This window comes from Nocardioides sp. BGA-UO-ETr-FS32 (assembly GCF_059567905.1).
This window is the reverse complement of sequence record NZ_JCAQOX010000008.1, coordinates 1-21,056: the sequence shown is the minus strand read 5'-3', so window position 1 is coordinate 21,056 and position 21,056 is coordinate 1. Positions and strand designations below refer to the sequence as shown.

Below are 21,056 nucleotides of genomic sequence, written 5' to 3'. Positions count from 1 at the left end.
GCCGGGACTATGCCGACCTTCCAGTCCTCCGCCCGTCGCTGACCTGCACGACCGTGAGCAACATCGGCATAGTCCGGAGGTCGGCATAGGACCTGCAATGCCGACGTCGGCATTGGATGTCCCCGACGTAGCGCCGGTTCGGCGCCTCGGCGGTGAAGTCCCGCTTGAGCAGGTCGGGGTACTTCTGCCCCGACGGCTCGGGGATCGTGGTCCGCACCCGACGCTTCTTCACATAGCCACGGATGCCCTCAAGCCGCATCACCCGGGCGACGCGCTTGTGGTTCACGCGATCGCCGGCAGGTGCGCCGTCGTTGAGCTCAGCGGTAATCCGTGGCGCACCCTGGGTGTTGTCCTCGGCATGCACAGCTCTGATCCGCGTCGCGAGCTCGGCATCGGCCCGGGCGCGCTCCTCGCGTGCCGGGGCCGCCTTGAGCCAGGCGTAGAAGGACGAGCGCTCGATCTCGACGAGCTCGCACAGTCGCTTCACCTCGAAGGTGGCGGAGTTGTCGGCGACGAACTGGAAGCGACTCACCAGCGCGTCTCCCCGGCGAAATACTTGGCCGCCCGCTGGAGGATCTCGCGCTCGGTGGTGAGCTTCGAGGTCTCGACCTCGAGCTCGTTCACCCGGGCCTCGAGCCGGGCGATCTTCTGCTCCGGTGTCTCACCCTCGGGCGCCGACGGGCTCTTCGACGAGTTCTTGGACTGCAGTGGGCTGACGGTCAGCGTCCCGTCAGCGGCGGTCTTCTTGCCGGTCCCGTACGCCTCGAGCCAGTGCCGCAGCGTGCCGCGCACAATGCCGAGGTCATCGGCGATGCCGCGGACCGTGGCGCCCGGGGTGGACTCGTACAAGTCGACGGCCTGACGACGGAACTCCTCGGAGTAGTTCTTCCTGGCCATGATTCTCGGATCATCTCGCTTCCCCAGCACCAAGTGCTGGATTCAGCGTGTCCAAGAACCGGGGTCAGGCCCCCACCGCTCGCGTGGGGTAGTCCAGCACGAACGACAGGGTGATCTGCCGGTCCGCTTAGGAGAACAACTGCACCGGTGCGGGGTGGTAGGCCTCGACAATCATCCGCAGTTGGGCTCTCGACGGCCTGCTGGGTTTCTACCCGTCGGTCCCGGTCTCGGGTCAGCGTCTTGATTGCCGACGACGCTTGAACACGCGGCCATCGCGACGGGGTGGTTTCCAGTGACTATCGCAACGAGTGCCGGTTTGCTAGGAGGCCTTGCTGTCAACGCGTCGTGTCTGGAAGGGGCCGGGTAGGCGGCCGAGGTCGGAGGCTCGGCGAAGGCTCGTCGAGCTGATGGCCCAAGGCTGGTCACTGCGGGCCGCGTGTGTGGAGGTGGGTGTCTCACGCTCTGCGAGGCAACGGTGGAAGAACAGCGCGCGGGTGCGCCGGCCCGGCGATGGCACGGTGCTCCTCGTGCCACCTCTGGAGCCGCTCGCTGTCCATCAGATCTCGCCCCGTTTCCTGTCCGAGGACGAGCGGGTCAAGATCGCCGACCTGGCCAGCCGCGGGCTCGGCCTACTGCGATCGGGCGAGAGCTGGGCCGCGCAGCATCGACGATCAGCCGCGAGCTGCGACGCAAGCTGCATCCGACGGGGCGGTACCGCCCCTTCCACGCTCATAGCGAGGCCGCGGTCCGGCGACGCCGGGAGCGGCCGATGAAGATCATGGAGAACACGGCGCTGTTCGAGTTCTTCCTCGCCAAGCTCAAGCTGCGCTGGAGTCCCCAGCAGATCAGCCGGGCACTACGCCGCGAATTCCCCCAGGAGCCGAGCATGTGGCTGGCGACCGAAAGCATCTACCAGGCGCTGTACCGCCACCAGACCGGGCTCCTGCGACGAGCGAAGACCGCGGAGGTGGTGTCAACCCTGCGGACCGCGCGTGACCATCGGCGCGGGCACACGCGCACCGTGCGCGCCGGCCGGAGGTTCGCTCAGCCGATGCTCTCGATCCACGACCGCGGCTTCGAGCCAACCGACAGGTCCGCGGCCGGGCACTGGGAAGGAGACCTCATCGTCGGTCCGCATCACCGCTCGGCCATCGCGACCCTGATCGAGCCCCAGACCCGCTACGTGAAGCTGGTGCACCTGAGCGCCCAGGACTCCGCAACGCTGCGAAACGGCTTGGTGACGACGCTGGAGGAACTACCGGAGGGACTGCGCCAGAGCCTGACGTGGGACCAGGGCACCGAAATGGCCCGACACCTCGAGATCACCACGGCGATCGGCACGAAGATCTACTTCTGCGACGCCGCCAGCCCCTGGCAGCGGGACTCCAACGAGAACGCCAACGGCCTGCTTCGCCAGTACTTCCCCAAGTCAACAGACCTTTCGGTCCACACCCCACGCGATCTCGCGAGGGTCGAGAACGAGCTCAACGGCCGACCGCGACTCACCCTCGGCGACCGCGCGCCAGCCGAGCTGTTCAACGCACTGCTAACGTCCCCATCCACCCAGAGATTGCGATGACTCCTGGAAACCAAGCCGTCGCTATGGCCTCATTTTCAAGCGCCGTCGACAGAGGCCGGAGGTCTTGCTTGTTGCAGCTCCTGCGGGTCACGCTCACCAGGGCGGGATGCTTCACACCCACTGCCGCGAACTCTGCCCGCCGCTGCGGTGAGCGCCGGGGCTGGAGCTCGAGCGCCTGGGTGGACCAGCCGACCTAAACGAGCCGGGTGGTTCGGCGTCAACGTCCAGCTCCGCGACGTTGGCCGATCGTGCAAGGTTCCACACGCGGGGCTGCCAGTAGATCGCGAGCGGGATCGTGGCCTGGCTCGTCATCCGATTAATCCCCTAGTCTCCTGCGCCTAGTCAACCGGCGGACGAATTGGCGCCCGCTCCCCCACTGCAGGCGCTCGCCAGCGTCGAGCCGTAGGCGCCCTGACGCCGACGTCTCCTACCATCGACTCACTGGCGAGCCGCCGCAACCGCCTGGCCCCGCGCACGGTGATCGTCTCGCCGCACCATTCGACGGCCTCGCCCAGGGACAGGCCCTCGCGCTCGGTCAACTGCCGCAGCGCCTCCCCGGCTAGCTTCTCGGTCTTGGCCACCGCCGCGCCGCGCTCACCGATCGCGACCATGACCTGCTCGGCCAAGTCGACCACCCGGCGCTCCCGCTCCTCCCGCTCGCGCCGGCGCTTCTCGGCCATCTCCCGCGCCGTACGCCTGGCCTGCTGCTTGATCGTCTGCTGACTCATCCGGTCCTCACTCGTGTCGGCCCCAAGTCCGGGGGGATTCTGGCAGTCACCTACGGCACTTCCCGGACCCCGAGCGATCACCGATTCCCAAAACTTCAAACCGCTCCCCAGACCGATCCAGCGCAGCCCGTCCAGCCACCTGATCCCAAACTCGACGCCCCGGCTGTCACCGACGCCTGTCAGCGTCCCCCAGAGTTCCGCGACCAACCAAGTGCCACACACCTCGTGCATGTCCGGTCCAGTACGCTGCGACGGCGGGTGTCACCATCAGCCGTACGGCATAGCCCCCGTATCCCGTTTGTAAACCCCTTCGCCGTCATCAGTCCCGACGTGAGGGTCAGCGACATGCCGTCCACATCCCCGCACCGCGATCGCGGGCCTGGTCTTCGACCTGCACGTACGCTGCGTGGCGCGAGACGGGGTCTGAGCTGTCCCGTGCCGCGGCGGCACCGGACCGGATCTGCGCCCGTCCGATGTCGCGCCCACCTGCCTCGACGTAGCGCAGCCAGCGCCCGTAGCTGTCGACGCCGTCCTGCGTCGGGTCGCTCACGAGAGTGACCTGCGTGCCGACCGGCAGGAGTTGCCTGAGGTATCGCGTGGACGCAGAGCCGTAGCACTCCGCTGGCTTGCCCGGCTGCGGGATCTCGGGCGCGTTGATGCCGAGCAACCGCACTCGGACGTCCCGGTCATGGGGAGTGGTGACCTCGACCGTGTCCCCGTCCAAGACGTAGGCGACGACGCCGGGTGTCCGCTGGCCGGCGGCCACGGAGTCGGCTCCCGCGCCCCCCAACAGGTCGCCGCTGGACCCGATGCCGCCGACGATGCCCCGTACGCCGACGAGGACCACCAGTGCCACGATCGCCAGCGACAGGAGCCGGACCGGCTTGCTCGCGATCATCGGCCCACTCCTCCACTCCTCCCGTGGTTGGCGCGATCGGGCTCGACGATCCCGCTGCCCGCGCCGCAGGGGTCGTGCCGGGTGAGGGCGGTCGCAGCGCCGCCCGATCCGTCAACGATGGCGGCCCGGCGGCGGCCGCGGTGCCCAACTTCTCCGCGGTCCCGTCGACCTTCTGGTCGTCCAGCAGCTCGAGGAGGTCACCCGCCTCCGAATCGGCATCCACGGAGAGCGCCCGGGCGTGCAGGCCCAGCCGCTCCGCGTCGAGGACGGCCCGCTTCTGCTCCCAGGCCGGCAGCACGCCGCTGGCCTCGAAGGCCTCGTGCTCGCGCACATAGGCCTCCTGGCGTGGCGTAGGTGGCTGACCGGGAACGATCAGGCCACACCCGATCGCGTCCGCGCTCGTGACGAACCGCGGGTAGGCGACCTGGTGGTCGCGCCACCTCGCCCGGAACTCCACCAACTGCTGACGCACCTCATCAGGCACCGCCCGCGCGATCGCTTCGACTTCTGTCCACGGGATCACCTCGACCGGGTGGTGCCAGCCGCCGTTGACGCCGAACCCGATCCCGCCGGCCGTGCCGACGATCCGCTCCCCCGTCTCCGGGTCGTGGTGATGGGGGCCCGACGAGCCGGCCTCCCTGACGTGGGCGACCTCGGCAGGGTCGATCAGGATTGAGGTCAGCGGCCAGCCCGACCACGACCGCAGCAGCTCGTGCTGCCGCCTGCGACCGGTCACGATGGTCGGCTGGCTCGCCATCACGCCACCTCGACATCGGCACCCTCACCAGTGGAGCCGACCTCCTCGTCACTGTCGTCATTGGTGTCGGGGCCGAGCTGACGCAGCCGACGTACCGTCGCCTGGTCGAGTCCGGTCAGCTGCATGACATCCTTGACCGCGAGCCGCTCCGCGAGGAGCCGCTCGATCGCGGCCGCGGCCGCGATCTCCGCGTCCGTGACCGCCTGTTCGGCCTGCGCCCTGTCCTCCCAGGCGATCTCCACCTCGACCGACGCCTCATCGATGCGCCGTTCCCGGGCCAGCTGGTCCGGGTCCAGCTTCAGCCGCCGCTCGCGCGCCGCCTTCAGCCGGGCATCCCGAGCCCGATCGCGACCCGCCAAAGCCTGCGCTGCCTTCCCCATCTTCGATCACCTCTTCCTTGATCGTCACGTCACGGAAATCCACCGCGACCCTTCACAAGCAAGAAGCAACCTCGACCGACCCGGATCGGCCACCTCGAGCTCACCGAATTTTCCAAACACCACGAACCCAGCACCGACACTCGACTTGTCGAGATGCAGAAGAGATTGACGGCGTGCCCGCGGGCAACCTTGGCGAAACTGGCCGATCAGCGGCCCCTCGTCAAAGTGCGACTTCAGCAGGCCGGTCGCCATGGCTGTGCCCCGCAGGACGCTCCCGTCTCGGGATAGTGCTCCGGACAGTGCTTGCGGGACGCGAGTGCGCCTGCACGTCCGTTGATCAGTGAGTTTCCCGCGTGAGGTTCGTCAATCGGGACGGCGAATGTTGCTCGGCCGAAAAGCGCGCCGATATAGCCGCCGATGAGAGCAAGAAGCCTGCTGCGAGCAGCCGCGGCGCGACCCAGGGGCTGTGAGCCCGTCGTCTATACCTTGCTCGCCACCACCATGTAGTTCTCGACCTCCGGGTTGAACGTTCTCCTCTCCGCGCGGAGTCCGCCCCGGGGCAACTCGACTTCGAGGTCGGTAGGGGCTGTTGCTGCGCGAGGTACTTCTCAAGCGCGCGGAAACCCCGGCGCGCTTCTCGCCGTAGCCGCAACTCGGTCACCAACCTGACGGGAGGAGCTGGCGACTCCCGCACCCAATTGTGATACACCTCGACGCCCCCGTACCACCAGCTGCCACAGGCAACGAGTCCACCGACAAGCCACCACAGTAGGTACCGGGTCACGTCCAGGAATGTTTCGGCCAGATAGTGCCGTCCGTGCCCATTGAGGTCCACCCGCTGCACAGCCCACCTCCCTTGGGTGGCTGCCTGTCGCCTGCGACGTACGTTCGGCTCGGGGGCCAAGACGGGTCGGCCGACGTGAAGAACAGGCCTTGCGCGTGAGACTACGCCGGAATGCATAGGAGGAAAAGGGTAGTGGTGGGAGTCAGGCGAGGTCCGAGACAAGAACAATGATGTGGCGAAGCAGTGGGACCGCGATCGACTGCTCCTCGGCGGTGAGGGATGTCCAGGCCACCGCTAACCGGTCGGCAACCAGGCCTCGCTTGGCGGCCAGGAGTTGCTCCCCGCGTTCGGTGAGCGTGAGTACGCGTCGGCGTCGATCGTCTTTGGCTGGGATGCGGCGCAGCAGGCCGGCCGCTTCCAGCCCGGCGGCCTGTTGGGTCACCGTGGGTTGGCTCAGCAGCGTGTATGCCGAGATGGCGGCGATGCCCTCGCGACCGCAAGCCTGCACGGCGTCCAGCAGCACCAGCTGTGGCACGGTGACGTCGTCAAAAAGCGGCTGAAGTCGGCCCCTGGTCCTTCGAGCGACTGCGAGCAGGGCCAGCACCGCATCGGCGAACTGTTGCCCGTCATCGGTCGTCGTCTCATTCCGTGCGCGGTCGACGCCGACCGCTTCGCCATCAGCACCCATACGCGCTCCCCTAGGTCGATGCCGCCGACTGACAGGACCGGCCCCCGAAGGCGGATCGGCAGTCGCGTGTGCCGTCACGCTACCGGCCGCCGCCGGCGGCTACCGCTCAGCAAGACGTCAGGCGAATGCCCGCGTGCTCACTGGGCAATGTTGCTCATTGGGCAGGCCCGGTCATACTGAGGGCATGGATCGTGGGTTGCGGGACCTCAAGCGGGAGGCGACGGCACAAGCGCTGGCCGAGGCGGCCTTCGAGCTGACCCGTGAGCGCGGGTTGTTCGGGTTTGTCACTGCGGACGTCGTCGAGCGGGCGGGCTACTCGCGACGCACCTTCGCGAACCACTTCTCCTGCAAGGAGGAGGCAGTCGCCGCGGTCGCTTTCGGGGGTGTCGACGACGCCAGCGCGATCCTCGCCGACCTGCCAGAAGACCTGCCACTGCTCGATGCCCTATTGTCCGTCATGAGGGATCAGTTCACCGCGGACACGTTGGTGAGGATGCGCGAGCTGATGGCTATGGCACGGCAGTACCCAACCCTCGAGCCCTACGTCCTCAGCGTTCAGCAACGCATGCGCCACACCGCCCAGGAGCTCTTGGGATCCGCAGCCGGGGACCGCTATCCCGCCATCTACGTGCCGCTGCTGTTCGGCGCCGTCTATGGCGCCGTGATGGCCGCCTTGGAGGGAACTCTCGACGTGCACCTGGACGGCGAGAACGACGCCACCCCCGCATCGATGGACTACGCCTCGTTCCTCGATCTCACCTTCGACTACCTGCGCCACGGCCTCTAGCCACCGCCGCCCCGCCCCTCAAGGAGAGCCACAACCCATGTCCACATTCTTGTACCGGCTCGGACGAACCGCATTCGGCCGGCCGTGGCTGTTCATTGCCGGTTGGGTGGCGGTCCTCGCCGCGGTTGTCGGTGCCGTGGCCATCAACGGGGTGAACGTCAGCTCCGAGATGAAGATCGAGGGCACCGAGGCTCAGACCGTGCTCGACCGCGTGGCCGATGAGCTTCCCGCGGCGTCGGGAGGCCAGGCCAGCGTCGTCTTCACTGTGCCGGGTGGTGAGCGCCTCGACACTCCGGAGCGTCTTGCGGTGATCAGCGGCACCGTCAGCGACGTCTATGACCTTAAGAAGGTTGTCAACCCCCTGGACGCCGCTCTGGGTGCCGGGGAGCAGGTCGGACCGGGCACTCCTCAGGAAGATGCGCCGGCCGATCCCCCAGCCGGGACGGACCACGCACAGACGCCTCCCTACCAGCCGCTGGTCGTGGACGGCGCCCCCGTGCCCGGCGTGCTGGTGTCCTCCGACGGGCAGGTCGCGCTGTTCCAGTTCCAGTTCACAGTCGCCTCGACCTCATTGACCGATGACGACGTCACCTCCGTGGTCGAGGTGGTCGAGCGCGCCGAGCAGGGAACGGGCATCACCGTGCTCCCGAGCGACTCACTCAAGGCCATCGAGATCCCCGTCGGCATCGGCGAGGTGATCGGTCTCGCCGTCGCCGCTCTCGTGCTGGTGCTCACCCTGGGTTCGCTGATCGCGGCCGGTCTGCCCCTGATCACCGCCCTGGTCGGCGTCGGCATCGGCGTGGGTGGCGCGTACGCGCTTTCCACGGCCGTCGAGATGAACTCCGCCACCCCCGTTCTCGGTCTCATGGTCGGCCTCGCCGTCGGCATCGACTACGCACTGTTCGTCGTCAACAGGCAGCGACGACTGATCCTCGACCAGGGGATCACCGCGCGGGAGGCAGCCGGCAGGGCGGTGGGCACCGCAGGCAGCGCGGTCTTCTTCGCAGGACTGACCGTCCTGATCGCCCTGACCGCGCTGACCGTCATCGGAATCGCCATGCTGTCCACGATGGCACTGGTCGCGGCGTCCACGGTCGCCCTGGCTGTCCTCATCGCCCTGACCCTGCTGCCCGCACTGCTGGGCCTGGTCGGAGAACGGATCTGCTCCGACAAGGCCCGATCCCGGCGCCGCGCCAAGGTAGAGGCAGAGTCGCACAGCGTCGCCGACCACTGGGTCAAGGGCGTGATCAGGTTCCGGTGGCCCGTCATCGCCGGAGTGGTCGCAATCCTGGGCGTGATGGCGATCCCCACAGCCAGCATGAACCTGGGGATCCCAACCGGCGAGACCGCGAACCGGGACACCGCCGCCCGGCAGAGCCACGAGGCCGTCTCCCAAGGCTTCGGTCAGGGATTCAACGGCCCCCTCCTGGTCACCGCAGAGCCCACCGGCAGCGCAGACCGCGTCACCCCCGAGCTGACCGCGAAACTCCTCGCCGAGTTCCAAAGCCGAGACGACATCGTGCTGGCCGCGCCCGTCGGCGTCAACGAGGCCGGCGACCTGGCCGTGTTCAGCGTCATCCCCACCTCCGGCCCCAGCGACGAGGCCACCAGCGACCTCGTGAAGTCGCTGCGCGAGCCCGACAACGACATCGCCCAGACCAATGAGGTGGAGCTCGGCGTCACCGGGTTCACCGCCATCGGCATCGACATGTCCGACAAGCTCGCCGACGTCCTACCGCTCTACCTCGCCATCATCATCGTCCTGTCCGTCCTGATCCTGATGCTGGTCTTCCGCTCGATCGTCGTCCCACTCAAGGCCACCGCCGGCTTCCTGCTCAGCATCCTGGCCACCTTCGGCGCCACCACCGCCGTCTTCCAGTGGGGCTGGCTCAGCAGCCTCTTCGGGTTCGACACCGGCGGCCCGCTGATGAGCTTCATGCCGATCATCGTGACCGGCATCCTCTACGGGCTCGCCATGGACTACGAGGTCTTCCTGGTCTCCTCCATGCGCGAGGCACACATCCACGGCCAGCCAGCCCGCCAGAGCGTCGTGCACGGCTTCGACCAGGCCAGCCGCGTCGTGGTAGCAGCCGCGATCATCATGGTCGCGGTCTTCTCCGGCTTCATCTTCAGCCACGACATCATGATCAAGCAGATCGGCTTCGCCCTCGCCGCCGGCATCCTCATCGACGCCTTCATCGTCCGGCTGACCCTCGTCCCGGCCCTCATGGCCGTCTTCGACGAGCGAGCATGGTGGCTGCCCCGCTGGCTCGACCGCCTGCTGCCCGACCTCGACATCGAGGGCGACAAGCTGCTGACTATGCTCAACCAGCAGGCCGAGGCCACCGACCGACAAAACGTCGAGGTCCGCAACTGACCCGACTGGAGCGTCCAGAGCCGCCCCGGTCTACCGCCAAGGCCCGAACGCGATCGACCACCAAACCCTTGGATCCTCGATCACCGAGGATCGCTCATCCAAGATCGCGGCGGTACTCGGCCCAGCGCCAGAGCATGCCCTCCGTCTCGCCGCGCAGGAACGCGATGAACTCTGTCGCCTCGGCCAATCGGTGGCCACCGCCGTTTGCGCCGAGCTCGACGGCGGCGGACTCCACCACGGACTTCCACTGCTTGAGAACCGGGATCCAGGCGGCCACGATCATGCCGCACACGCCGCCCTCACAGACCCGGTAGAACTCGGCCCTCCTCCCAGGTTCGCGCTCCTTGACCACCATCCGTGTCGCGGTGAGATGCCGCACCGCCCCCGAGATTGCGGCCGGACTGACCCGAAGCCCATCCGCGAGCGCGGCCGCGGAGTAGCGGTCAGCGTCGTCGGCGAGCATGTAGGCCAACACCCTGGCGGACATCCGTGGGATCCCGGCTTCGTTCAGGATCAGGGCAATGCGCTCGACCACGCGAAGCAGCCCCTCGCTCTCGTCCTGCCAGCGGCTCGGCATCATCTGCTCAGCATCGCTCATCGAGCCAGCCCCATCCGGGGTGTGCCCGTTGCGATACCGATCGCGGCCCGCTGGGGTCTCCGCGTGGCGTCGATATCGTCCCCGCATCCGGGAATGCCGTGTCTGGCGCGGTCGCCGGGCGTCCGGACGCGGCCGGAGCATGCGACCTCCGCTTCACCTGGGCTGCTTCGCGTCCAACTCGCCCACGTGAAGGAGCCCGCCCCTTTCGTGTGGCTTCCCCCGGGGCGCTCCAGCGACCCCGGGCCGATTGGCGAGCCGGCGTGGTGGCGTCGGCCTCCCGAACCAGGCACGTCCGACCGTGGTCCCAGACGTCGAACCGCCCGGGATGCAGGGCAGCCCTCAGAGAACCGCCTGCAAACCGCAGATCCTGGAGCCGTCCGGGCTGTCGGAGTCTGTCTCAAGGTCGGTGCCAGCCCCGGCGCCTCCAGGTCCGGGACCGGCCGGAACGGGCAGGCCCGTCGTCGAGGTGCGATGCATCGCGTTCGCGGAGGTACTCCTCAAGGTCGCCCAGCCCGCGGGCGATGTCTCGACGCAGCCTGCGTTCGGCAAAGAACCGGAGGCGGGGCGCAGGATGGTCGCGAACCCACTCCGTATACATGAACTGCCCCATGCACCAGCATGCACCGAACGCGACGCTGCCAGCCACCAGCGTCCACCACACGACTGCCAAGACATCCCACAGGGCGTTCCCCAGCTGTTGCCATGCCAGCCCGTACGGATTCCCGTATCTCACCTCACCCACCTCCAGCCGTGGCGGCCGAACCCGGGGGATCGCGATCACCCGTAGGTAGCGGTCGGCGCCAGCCTACGCCGAAATGCATAGGAGGGAAAGGGTAGAAGCAGAGGGTCCAGCCGCCCACGGCGCCACGCCTCTCCCTGCCGTGGGCGTGCAGTGGGCGTGCAGTGAGCTACCGATGGCGTTCATGGCCCGGCGTTGCCGCGTCTGGCTGACCGAGTTCGGGAGACCACCAAGAATCGGCGCACTCAGCAGTGTCGCCTCCGCTTTGAGTCGTCGTCGACACGATGTCGTGGTGACCACGTATGCAGCGCCGTTGTCCTTCGAGCACCATCGTCCGACACTGTCAGGATGACGGCACTGACATCGACGAGGTGACGCGGTCGCTGACCAGCGACGGACAGGCTGGATGTCATGAGGAGTGCCACGCCCCGGCGTGTCGCGTCCGCTCTCCGAGCCGCCAGCCCTTCGTCGGCGGCCTTTGGACGGAAAACTAGGCGGGTGGGGTATGGAGCAGCCTTCTGATGGAACGGCGGCCGTGAGCCCGGTCCGAGCACGACCAGGGCGCCGGCCGGGGCACAGTTCGACACGCGAGGAGATAGCTCGGGCAGCCCGCGAGCAGTTCGCAGCTGGAGGCTACGACCGCGTCACCCTGAGGGCGGTCGCAGCACAGGCGGGCGTGGATGCCGCCCTCGTGGCGTACTTCTTCGGCTCGAAACGAGAGCTGTTCGACGAGGTCATCAGCCTTCCTTCTGATTCGCCCGCGCTGATGGCTCGGCTCCTGGACGGGGACCCGAGGCTCGTCGGCGAGCGCTTGGCAAGACTGGTGATCGAGGCACTCGATGAGACGGCCCGGCGAGAGCGCATCCTCGGAACCCTCCGCACCGCGGCGGTCGAAGCCGACACCGCTCGCATGGTTGGCGACAAGTTCACCACTGAGCTGCTGGAACCGGTCGTGTCCCATCTCGGGGTCGGGCAGGCACCATTGCGCGCCGCGCTCGTGATGTCGCAGATCCTTGGCCTCGCCTTGGCTCGCCACGTCGTCGGCCTCGAGGATCTGACCTCTGCAAGCCAGGACGAGCTGGTGGCCGCGCTTGCTCCCACACTGCAGCGCTACTTGGTCGGCGACATCTCCTGACTGGCATCCGGCTGTCCCCAAACATCGCCCACTGGCGATCTGCGTCGGGTGGGACTGCTGAGCCTCTACACCTGGAGCAGTAGCGCTTATCCCGGCGCCGCTCCGGCTCGGGCCACGCGAGACATCACGGGTGCGCTCGCCGTCGCCAAAGCCGTTATGGTTGGTACATGCAATCAGTTGGATCGGAGATCGGCCTCGTCTCGGTGGAGTCCATCGAGCAGGAGCTGACCCTTTTGGTGCGGCGTGCCCAGAAGGTGCATCTGCGCGGGGGGCCGACAGAGCGGGTCGTAGAGAGGGCCGCCTACGGGATCCTGGCGTGGCTCCATGACACCGGCCCGCTGCGGTCCAGTGAGCTCGCAGCGCACTTCCACCTGGACGCCTCGACGATCAGCCGACAGGTCGCGGCCCTGGAGCAGGCCGGCCTGGTCACGCGCGAGCCGGACGCCGAGGACCGGCGCGCTCTCCGGCTGCGGCTGACCGAGCACGGCCGGGGCGTGTTGAGCACGACGCGGGCGGAACGGCGCGGCGTCGTCCGTGAGCTGCTGCGGTCGTGGTCGCCCGAGGATCTGGCGCGCTTCGCGTCCCTGCTGGCGGCGTTCAACGCCGGTCTCCACGAGCATCTGGCCGGGGATCCGCACACCGCGGAAGGGGGCCAGCGATGAATAGGTCGTCCTCCCCCGGAGCCGGTGTCCCGGGGGCATCCGGCGAGCAGGTGATGCCGGAGCTGACGCACCGGCAGATCCTCACCGTCGTGGTGGGGTTGATGTTGGGGATGCTGGTCGCCGCCCTGTCCCAGACGATCGTGGCCACCGCGCTGCCCACCATCGTCGGTGAGCTCGGCGGTCAGGACCAGCTGGCCTGGGTTGTCTCGGCCACCTTGTTGACCTCGACCGCATCCACGCCGATCTGGGGCAAGCTGTCGAACCTGTACGGCCGCAAGATCATGTTCCAGTCCGCGATCGGGATCTTCCTGGTCTCCTCTCTCGCCGCCGGGTTCGCCCAGAACATGGGGCAGCTGGTGGGGTCCCGGGCCGTGATGGGACTCGGCGTGGGCGGGCTGATGGCATTGTCCCAGGCGATCATCGGCGACGTCGTCAGTCCCCGCGAACGCGGCCGCTACCAGGGCTACATCGGCTCGGTCTTCGGCCTGGCCACCGTTGCCGGGCCCCTGCTGGGTGGCTTCCTGGTCGAGCACCTCTCGTGGCGGTGGACGTTCTGGGTCGGGATCCCCATCGGCATCGTGGCCCTGGTGGTGACCGAACGCGTCTTGAAGCTTCCGTTCCCACGCCGCCGGCACGCCATCGACTGGCTGGGGGCGTTCTTCATCGTCGCCGGGATCAGCGCGCTGCTGCTGATGCTCTCGCTCGGCGGCAAGGAGTTCGCCTGGAACTCGGCCTGGACCTACGGGTTGACCGCGGTAGCTCTGGTCATGCTCGCGGCCGCGGTGTGGCAGGAGCGCCGGTCGGTCGAGCCGATCATGCCGCCGCGGCTGTTCGCCAACCACACCTTCATCATCACCAGTCTGGCCGGCTTCGTCGTCGGGGTCGCCATGTTCGGCGCCATCATCTTCTTGCCGCAGTACCTGCAGATCGTCAAGGGCGAGTCCCCCACCGCGTCGGGGCTGCTGACCCTTCCGCTGATGGTCGGCCTGCTGGCCACCTCCATCGGATCGGGGCGCCTGATCACCCGCACCGGCCGCTACAAGATCTTCCCCGTCGTCGGCCTGCTGGTCGCCGCCGTCGGCCTGACGCTAATGAGCCGGCTGTCGGTGGACACCTCGCTGTGGCTGGTCGGCGTTTTCATGTTCATCACCGGCGCCGGCATCGGCATGGTGATGCAGGTCCTCGTGCTGGCCACCCAGAACGCGGTGCCCCATGCCGACCTCGGCGTCGCCACCTCCGGCGCCACCTTCTTCCGCTCCCTGGGCGGCGCGATGGGAGTCGCCGTCTTCGGCGCACTACTTACCCACCGGCTCCGCGACACCATCCCCGCCCAGCTGAAGGCGGCCGGGGTGAGCGCCGACCAGATGCCCGCCAGCTCCGCCACCCAGGGCACCCCAGACCAGATCGCCGCGCTACCCGAGCCCATCCATCTCGCGGTCACCACCGGGTTCGCCGAGGCGCTACAGACCACGTTCCTCGCCGCCGTACCGTTCGCGATCCTCGGGTTCGTCATCCTGCTGTTCCTGCGAGAGACCCCGTTGCGACAGTCCCGGGGACACACCTCGGGCGAGGACCTCGCCGCCGCGTTCGAGACCTCCGTCGACCCCGACGCACATCTCACCGACGACGAAGACGCCCCACGGCCCGAGAACCCCCCGCCCCCGGGGAGGCCACCCCACCGTCGCTAGGCAGGCCCGGTCCCCCCGGTGTCCGTGCCCCCGTCGGCTGCGAGGATGCGCAGTGCCTCGTCCGCATGGGCCTCCATCCGCAGCTCACTACGAATCACTCCCCGCACGCGCTGGTCGGAGCCGATCACGAAGGTGCTCCGCCGCGGCGGCAACCCGGGAAGATTCCGCTGCGCACCGTAGGCGACAGCCACGGCCCCCTCGGCGTCGGAGAGCAACCGGTACCCCAGGTCATGCTCGGCGTCGAACTGACGCTGACGAGCCACGGAGTCGCGGCTGACCCCGACCCTGGTCGCACCGGTCGCCTCGAACTCCGCAGCCAAGTCACGGAAATGGCAGCTCTCCGCGGTACAGCCCCGACTCATCGCCAACGGATAGAAGAACAGCACCACCGGCCCGGCCACGAGCAGCCGACTCAACCGGACGGGAGTCTCATGCTGGTCGGGCAGCTCGAAGTCCGGGGCAAGGTCACCGACTCGCAGCCCAGTCATCGCCGACTCCCTCCGGTCCGGGCGCTTCGGTTCCGGTCAAGGTGCAACCGGCGCGATCAGCCGAAGTCGAACAGCGGGTCGGTCAGTGTGAGGCCCAAGTCCGGGCCGGCCCAGCCGAACAGGACCAGCACCATCAGCGCCGCCCCGGCCAGCGCCAGGTCCTTGAGGAACTGGGTCTGTTCCATCATCCGCTGCTGAGGATCCTCGACACCCCAGGGGCCGTGCATGATCACGGCCGTGGGAACCAGGAAGACCACCAGGAACAGGGCGCCCAGGTCGCCCCATACGCCCAGCAGGACCATCAGTGCGCCGGCCACGATCAGCAGCCCCGACCCGAACACCACTGCCGGGGCGAGCGCCTGAGGAACCCCGCGCGAGGCCGTGTACTGGGCCATCATCTTGGTCTGGGTCAGGTGCCCGAATCCCGACATCAAGAACAACGCGGCGAACAGGATGCGCCCCACCAACACGAGTACGTCCACGGTCAGCCACCAGACCTTCCACGTCGAGGTGCGGAGCAGAACTGTGGGCCGCCCGCTCCATGCCCATCCTAGACCGCAAACTTACGTATGGTAAGTACTCTTCGTAAGTGGCGTTGAAAGTGGGTGTGCCCTGCGACGACGTGACCCCGCCGCGCGTGGTGTCCGGCCAAAGGTTCCTCGCGACGAACCGAAACGTCATGATGGACCAGTGACGCAGCAGAGCAGCACTCCCGGACAATGGCCGCCTGGCCACTGCCTCGGCCTGCAGCAAGCGCTGGAACTCATCGGCGGCAGATGGACGGGCAGCATCCTGCTCGCAGTGCTCTCCGGAGCCCGGCGGTTCAGCGACATCCGCGTCGCCGTGCCTGGCGTATCGGATCGGCTGCTGTGCGACCGGCTGCGCCGGCTCGAGGCCGAGGGACTCCTCGAGCGTCACACCGCCACGGATCCGGGCCTGGTCGGGTATTCCCCGACGGAGGCAGGGCAGGCGCTCGTGCCCGCGCTACGCGCGTTGTCGGAGTGGACCACGCATTGGATGGGCGGGACCGGGCGCGAATCCGACACCGGGCCCGGCCATTGAATCCGAGCGCCGTCCTGAGCTGTTCGTGCTGCTCAGGTTGTACCAACCGCTGCCGAGGCTCTGAGGCAACCGCCACCAGGATCGGCACCCACGGGACTGCAGAACTTCGGAACACTAGGCGTCGGGAAGTACGGCGCCCGACGATGGGCCCGTCATCGCGGCATGCCCTGGTTGAAGTGGGTCACGTCCACCGAAAGGAAGAGGGCCGAGGCGGAGGCGACACGTGACCCTCCGAGCTGCTTCATGTCGGCTTCCATGAAGAGCTTGCGCCCTTCTGTCCGGACGACCCTGGCCGCAAGATCGTAGGTGGTGCCGAGGATGACCGGTGAGTCGTAGAGCACCTCGAGCTTCCGGGTCACCGCAGGACCGCCCGTGAGGTAGAGCAGGAACCCGAAGAGGTCGTCGAAAACGGTTGCTACGGCACCGCCATGGGCGATCCCGGGGGCGCCCACGTGACGTTCATCGAAGACGTGCGTCGCGTGCACCTCCTCGCCTCGACGATGGACGGTGAGGTGGTGGCCGTGCGGGTTGTCGGGGCCACAGGCAAGGCAGTGGGTGTGGTGCGGCGGAAGCTGAGCACCATCAGCGTGCGGCCGGAACTTCTCGTTCCAGCTCGCGAGGAGCTCCTCCATGCTCCTCACAGCGGCTCACCCCGCCGCTGGTCGCGACTGCCAGGTGTCGCGAGACCGTCGAGGACCAGCTCGCTGACCGCGGCAGAGAAACGCGCTGCGTCGGCGGATGGGTCGGCGGACGGCCCCTCCACGGCCGCGCTGAGACCAGCGACGGTGATGGCACCGAAGACGCTCAAGGCCACGGCGCCCGGATCGGCGACCTGGCGCAGCGACCCGTCGGAGACACCCTCAGCCAATAGTTGCTCGATCGGTTCGTAGAAGGCAGTCCGCAGTGCCGCCGCCAACTCGGGCAGCCGGGTCGCGCGTCCGAGGTCGCCGACCAGTGCCCGACACAAGGACGGGTGCTCGAGCATCACGCCCAGCTGCGCTTGCACAGCCGCCTCCAGTCGGGTCCGCGCGTTCTCCTCGCTCGCTACCGCAACACCGACCGCCCCGGCGATCATGTCCAACAGGTCGCCGAGGAGAAACTCCAGCACCGCGTTCTTGCCGTCGAGGTGGTAATAAATCGTGGCCTTGGGGATGCCCGTGGCCTCAGCGATGTCTTCGATCTTGGTGCCGTCCAAACCGCGCTCCGCGATCAGCTCCGCCGCCCCGTAGAGCTGACTGGCCAACTTCACCGGAAGCTTCCTCATCCCACACGTCTCCGTTCACCCGCCGCCCATCTCGGTGAGGTCGCGGCTCTCGACCTACGCGACATCGTATGTTGCACTTCCAGTACAAACCATGAGTTCAGGAGATGACGCGGCCAACCGAGCGACCTCGGGTGGGCGGCACGCCCGTCGCCCCCACCCACTGTCCGTACTCGACCTCGATCACACCGAGGGCCGCTGATGAAGGAGCGACCGCGAAGGAGGTGTTCGATGAGCGATCCCGTTAGCGGACTTCGGATTTCACACGTCATCCGCGAAGGAGCAACGCGGCACCGCGGGCGGTTCTTCATGCGGCGATGTGCCTGGTGGTGCGAGTCCAGCAGCTGAGAGACGATGCCTGCATGCTGGAGACACCGCCTGGCGTGCTGATCCTCGCTGGCGAGTTGAAGCGTCTCGGCTGGACAAGTGAGTCTTCGTCGGTGGGTCGGTCGCTACCGGTGATTATCACGCCAACATCAGCGATCTCGACCTCGTCGCATGGGCCACCGGTCTAATCGATTGCCAGCGCCGCGCCGCGCTGGAGCGGATTCATCGCTCGCTCGACCGAGGGGCGGCAGATAGGGCCCTGTTGGGCTGCGCGTACGTTGATGTCGACCGCCTGTGCGATCTCGACGCGGCACACGCCACCTGGACCCACGGCGCTATGGTCGAGCGCGCCTGGTCCCCGGTGGCAAGGGCTGAGGTCGTCCGCCACGGCTATGCCGTGTTCGGGAGGCCGCCGCAGACACTGCTGCCGATTGTCGACGGCCAGGACATTCGGCGGGCGGCTCGGGCAGAGTTGACCGGCTACTGGGCGAAGGCTGCCTATAGGCCGTGGTGGTGGCTCGACCGAACCATGATCGACCTCGGCCTGACGTCGATGGCCAGGGGTCGTCACGCGCTTCGCACGGGACAACTTTTGACGAAAACCGCTGCCATCGAAGCCGTCGACGCCCCACCGTGCTCATGGATCAAGTACGGGCGCGGCGCCAGGGGGAGTCTTGTTCAGCTCGAGGCCGCAGGCTTCACCGTCTCTGGCATGCCCGTGCACCTGGACCGCGACCAGGCCATGGAGTTGCTGACGATGTCGCGGACGAGGTGCGGCAGGCCATTGGCGATGATGAGCTGCCGGCGGATCCCTCCGCGGTCTAGTCGCACGCCCGCCGAGGGGTGCGCGCTCGGCCATTCGGTCGGAACGTGAAAGGCAGTCCCCACCGGAGGGGTGCACGACGGCCCCGCCTGGAGGGGGCAACCAGGGGGGCCGTCTGCACGAGGGGTGACGCCGCCACAGTGCACCACGACCAGCCGGGTGTAAAGGCCCCTTATGCCTGCCCGGACGACGGCCGCCCCATGGCCCGAGCACACGCCATCGTGAGCGCTCGGGCCTACGTCTGTAGGCACTCATGAATGCCGACGGATGTGCCGGATCTGTACCCAGTGCGGTCGAAGCAATCCGCGTACTTGCAGCGCGAACATGTTGCCGGGTCGAACTTCTCCCGGACAGGGTCGTCGAGCACGACCGTGTTCAATCTCGGGTAGGTGGGCGACAGGTTGAACGTCATCTCGTACGACTCCGGGCCGATGCGCTCGTCGCAGCCCTCGACGAAGTACGAGGTGTCCGTGCTGTGTCAGCCTGTAGCGGGTGCGTTCGTCACGAGTAGCAGGTCCCCGCGGAGCGCACCGCGAAGTACTGGCCGGGGTTCAACCGGTGGATGTAACACCGCTTGTTAGAGCAACAGTAGGCGCTCGTTGAATGCTTCGGTCGGGGTCTTCCAGCCGAGGGTCTTCCTTGATCTGGTGTTGAGTACCCGAGACACGTCCGTGCCCTTGGGGAAGTACCGGCGCAGCAGCCCGTGGTGTTCGCTCGTCTCGTATGGGGATCGCTACTGGAGCGCGTGCGAACCGGCGGACGTCCGCGACCCGCTATCTGACGACGTCGAGCAGCCCGCCCTCACCGCGAGGACCTCGACGTGTCCGGTGAGCTGAGCTCGCTCCCTGGGCACAGGCAGCCCCCGCATCAGCGCGATCGACCAGGAACCACCGCCGCTGACCTGACTAACCCGAGTTGTTTAACAACGACGTCGAGTTTTCAGACTTCGCTGCATCTCGACACGACTTTCCACATTTCCGAACTCACCAAGTCCCTCGCACCCCATGCACTGTCGGAAATCGGTCCCGGGCAGGTGTCCGAAACCGGGTCGCCGCGGTTGCTTCTCCAGGTGTGATGGGTGTGCACAAGCTGACCGCGGGAGACGGGTATACGTACCTGACCCGTCAGGTCGCGGTGCACGATGCGACCGACCGGGGTCACGCGGGACTGGCCGACTACTACGCCGAGAAGGGCGAGTCGCCGGGCCGTTGGTTCGGTGCGGGGCTCGGTGCGCTCGACCTCGAGGTGGGCTCGCAGGTCACCGAGGCCCACATGCGGAATCTGTTCGGCGAGGGTCGCCACCCGGACGCGGAGCGGCTGGAGACTGCGGCGCTGGACGCGGGGAAGAGCGTTGAGCAGGCCAAGAAGTCCTCCCAGCTCGGCCGTGTGTTCGCCCGGTACCTGGGCAACCAGCCGGAGTTCATCCAGGAGACCGCCAAGCGCTACATCGCCTACAACCTGGCCCACGGTGAGCACTGGAAGACCCCGGTGCCGGCCGAGGTCCGGGCGCAGATCCGCACCGAACTGGGCAACGAGCACTTCCTCCGCGAGCACGGCCGGGAACCGATCGACGACCGCGAGCGCGGCTCGTTCATGGCCAAGGCCACCCGTCAGCAGACCACCGCGGTGGCTGGTTACGACCTCACCTTCGCTCCGGTGAAGTCCGTCTCGACGCTGTGGGCGCTGGCCGACCGGGACGTTGCCAAGGAGATCGAGGCCGCCCATCACTCGGCTGTCGAGGCCACGCTGTCGTGGCTGGAGAAGGAGGTGCTGTTCACGCGCCGCGGCCGCGGTGGCCTCCAGCAGGTCAAGGCGAAGGGGCTGATTGCGGGCATGTTCACCCACCGCAACGCTCGCTCTTCCGACCCTCACCTGCACACCCACGTTGCGGTCAGCAACAAGGTCCAGGACGAGACCGGACGCTGGCTCGCGGTCGACGGACGGGTCCTGTTCAAGGCCAACGTCACGCTCGCGGAGATGTACAACACCCTCATCGAGTCCGAGCTGATCGCCCGGTTGGGGGTTCGTTTCGAGAACCGCAGGAGCGGTTTGGCCAAGGGTGTCGACAAGCGGCCCGTGCGCGAGATCGTCGGCGTCGACGAGCGTCTTGCCAAGACCTGGTCCAAGCGGCACAGCGACATTGAGGCCCGGCGCCGCGAGCTGGCGGCCGCCTTCCAGACCGAGCACGGGCGGCCGCCGACCGAAGGTGAGGCCGTCACCCTCGCGGAGAAGGCGTGGGACCAGACCCGGCAGGCCAAGCATCCACCCCGCGCCGAGGCCGACCAGCGGGCCGCGTGGCTGGCCGAGGCCGCCGCGATCATCGGTGGTGAGCAGGCCGTCCGAGACATGGTCGAGGACTGTCTCGGCCACCGCCCGGACGCCCAGGACGTCACCGACG

18 protein-coding genes and 3 pseudogenes are annotated in these 21,056 nt (G+C 67.7%); 9 read left to right on the top strand and 12 right to left on the bottom strand.

The annotated features are described in order from the left end of the window. Positions 1 to 115: 115 nt before the first annotated feature. Positions 116 to 897 (bottom strand): annotated as a pseudogene (locus AC57BS_RS04150) (IS3 family transposase); the annotation flags it as partial. Between the two features lie 407 nt (positions 898 to 1,304). On the opposite strand from AC57BS_RS04150, the pseudogene AC57BS_RS04145 reads away from it, so the two are divergent. Continuing rightward, positions 1,305 to 2,476 (top strand): annotated as a pseudogene (locus AC57BS_RS04145) (IS30 family transposase). Between the two features lie 338 nt (positions 2,477 to 2,814). Here the strand turns inward: AC57BS_RS04145 and AC57BS_RS04140 are convergent. The 5 genes from AC57BS_RS04140 to AC57BS_RS04120 form a co-directional block, all read right to left on the bottom strand. Beyond that, on the bottom strand, positions 2,815 to 3,204 hold the full coding sequence (locus tag AC57BS_RS04140; RefSeq protein WP_496410205.1) for a hypothetical protein: 390 nt from the start codon (positions 3,202 to 3,204) through the stop codon (positions 2,815 to 2,817). Positions 3,205 to 3,541: 337 nt separating this feature from the next. Continuing rightward, positions 3,542 to 4,102 carry a thermonuclease family protein gene (locus AC57BS_RS04135; RefSeq protein ID WP_496410204.1) on the bottom strand — a complete coding sequence of 187 codons (561 nt, stop codon included), beginning with the start codon at positions 4,100 to 4,102 and terminating at the stop codon, positions 3,542 to 3,544. Positions 4,103 to 4,858: 756 nt separating this feature from the next. Then, a complete protein-coding gene (locus tag AC57BS_RS04130; RefSeq protein WP_496410203.1) occupies positions 4,859 to 5,239 on the bottom strand; it encodes a hypothetical protein in 381 nt (126 codons plus the stop codon). A gap of 24 nt (positions 5,240 to 5,263) precedes the next feature. Further along, positions 5,264 to 5,491, bottom strand: a complete 228-nt coding sequence (locus AC57BS_RS04125) for a hypothetical protein (protein ID WP_496410202.1) — start codon at positions 5,489 to 5,491, stop codon at positions 5,264 to 5,266. Between the two features lie 734 nt (positions 5,492 to 6,225). Beyond that, positions 6,226 to 6,711 (bottom strand): MarR family winged helix-turn-helix transcriptional regulator, encoded by a 486-nt coding sequence (locus AC57BS_RS04120; RefSeq protein WP_496410201.1) that lies wholly within the window; start codon positions 6,709 to 6,711, stop codon positions 6,226 to 6,228. A 196-nt stretch (positions 6,712 to 6,907) separates the two neighbouring features. On the opposite strand from AC57BS_RS04120, the gene AC57BS_RS04115 reads away from it, so the two are divergent. Beyond that, positions 6,908 to 7,498, top strand: coding sequence for a TetR/AcrR family transcriptional regulator (locus AC57BS_RS04115; RefSeq protein WP_214056178.1), 591 nt, complete (start codon positions 6,908 to 6,910; stop codon positions 7,496 to 7,498). Positions 7,499 to 7,535: 37 nt separating this feature from the next. Continuing rightward, entirely contained in the window at positions 7,536 to 9,875 is a 2,340-nt protein-coding gene (locus AC57BS_RS04110) for an MMPL family transporter (protein WP_496410200.1), read from the top strand. 94 nt (positions 9,876 to 9,969) lie between these two features. Here AC57BS_RS04110 and AC57BS_RS04105 read toward each other — a convergent pair whose 3' ends face one another. After that, positions 9,970 to 10,473 (bottom strand): GbsR/MarR family transcriptional regulator, encoded by a 504-nt coding sequence (locus AC57BS_RS04105; protein ID WP_496410199.1) that lies wholly within the window; start codon positions 10,471 to 10,473, stop codon positions 9,970 to 9,972. A 1,244-nt stretch (positions 10,474 to 11,717) separates the two neighbouring features. Between AC57BS_RS04105 and AC57BS_RS04100 the strand changes: the two genes are divergently transcribed. The 3 genes from AC57BS_RS04100 to AC57BS_RS04090 all read left to right on the top strand — a co-directional run bounded on the left by AC57BS_RS04100 (position 11,718) and on the right by AC57BS_RS04090 (position 14,697). Further along, entirely contained in the window at positions 11,718 to 12,347 is a 630-nt protein-coding gene (locus tag AC57BS_RS04100; protein ID WP_496410198.1) for a TetR/AcrR family transcriptional regulator, read from the top strand. A gap of 167 nt (positions 12,348 to 12,514) precedes the next feature. Next, the gene (locus AC57BS_RS04095) at positions 12,515 to 13,009 is read left to right on the top strand and encodes a MarR family winged helix-turn-helix transcriptional regulator (protein WP_496410197.1); all 495 of its coding nucleotides are present in this window, start codon (positions 12,515 to 12,517) and stop codon (positions 13,007 to 13,009) included. Further along, on the top strand, positions 13,006 to 14,697 hold the full coding sequence (locus tag AC57BS_RS04090) for an MDR family MFS transporter (protein ID WP_496410196.1): 1,692 nt from the start codon (positions 13,006 to 13,008) through the stop codon (positions 14,695 to 14,697). Before AC57BS_RS04095 ends, AC57BS_RS04090 begins: the two co-directional genes overlap by 4 nt. Here AC57BS_RS04090 and AC57BS_RS04085 read toward each other — a convergent pair. Together AC57BS_RS04085 and AC57BS_RS04080 are read right to left on the bottom strand one after the other, a co-directional pair. Continuing rightward, on the bottom strand, positions 14,694 to 15,185 hold the full coding sequence (locus tag AC57BS_RS04085) for a peroxiredoxin (protein WP_496410195.1): 492 nt from the start codon (positions 15,183 to 15,185) through the stop codon (positions 14,694 to 14,696). The genes AC57BS_RS04090 and AC57BS_RS04085 overlap by 4 nt on opposite strands. A 56-nt stretch (positions 15,186 to 15,241) precedes the next feature. Continuing rightward, positions 15,242 to 15,667, bottom strand: a complete 426-nt coding sequence (locus AC57BS_RS04080) for a DoxX family protein (protein WP_496410194.1) — start codon at positions 15,665 to 15,667, stop codon at positions 15,242 to 15,244. A gap of 208 nt (positions 15,668 to 15,875) precedes the next feature. On the opposite strand from AC57BS_RS04080, the gene AC57BS_RS04075 reads away from it, so the two are divergent. Further along, complete coding sequence (locus AC57BS_RS04075; RefSeq protein ID WP_496410193.1) at positions 15,876 to 16,247, top strand: winged helix-turn-helix transcriptional regulator; 372 nt, start codon at positions 15,876 to 15,878, stop codon at positions 16,245 to 16,247. 152 nt (positions 16,248 to 16,399) lie between these two features. Here AC57BS_RS04075 and AC57BS_RS04070 read toward each other — a convergent pair whose 3' ends face one another. Next, the gene (locus tag AC57BS_RS04070; protein WP_496410192.1) at positions 16,400 to 16,879 is read right to left on the bottom strand and encodes a PaaI family thioesterase; all 480 of its coding nucleotides are present in this window, start codon (positions 16,877 to 16,879) and stop codon (positions 16,400 to 16,402) included. A gap of 5 nt (positions 16,880 to 16,884) precedes the next feature. Continuing rightward, positions 16,885 to 17,511: a TetR/AcrR family transcriptional regulator gene (locus AC57BS_RS04065; protein WP_496410191.1), complete on the bottom strand. Its 627-nt coding sequence runs from the start codon at positions 17,509 to 17,511 to the stop codon at positions 16,885 to 16,887. Positions 17,512 to 18,172: 661 nt separating this feature from the next. On the opposite strand from AC57BS_RS04065, the gene AC57BS_RS04060 reads away from it, so the two are divergent. Beyond that, positions 18,173 to 18,709, top strand: coding sequence for a hypothetical protein (locus AC57BS_RS04060; protein ID WP_496410190.1), 537 nt, complete (start codon positions 18,173 to 18,175; stop codon positions 18,707 to 18,709). A gap of 526 nt (positions 18,710 to 19,235) precedes the next feature. On the opposite strand, the pseudogene AC57BS_RS04055 reads toward AC57BS_RS04060, so the two are convergent. After that, positions 19,236 to 19,388: pseudogene (locus tag AC57BS_RS04055) on the bottom strand (IS30 family transposase); the annotation flags it as partial. 344 nt (positions 19,389 to 19,732) lie between these two features. On the opposite strand from AC57BS_RS04055, the gene mobF reads away from it, so the two are divergent. Next, positions 19,733 to 21,056: MobF family relaxase (gene mobF / locus AC57BS_RS04050; RefSeq protein ID WP_496410189.1), on the top strand; the 1,324-nt coding region annotated here is incomplete at its 3' end.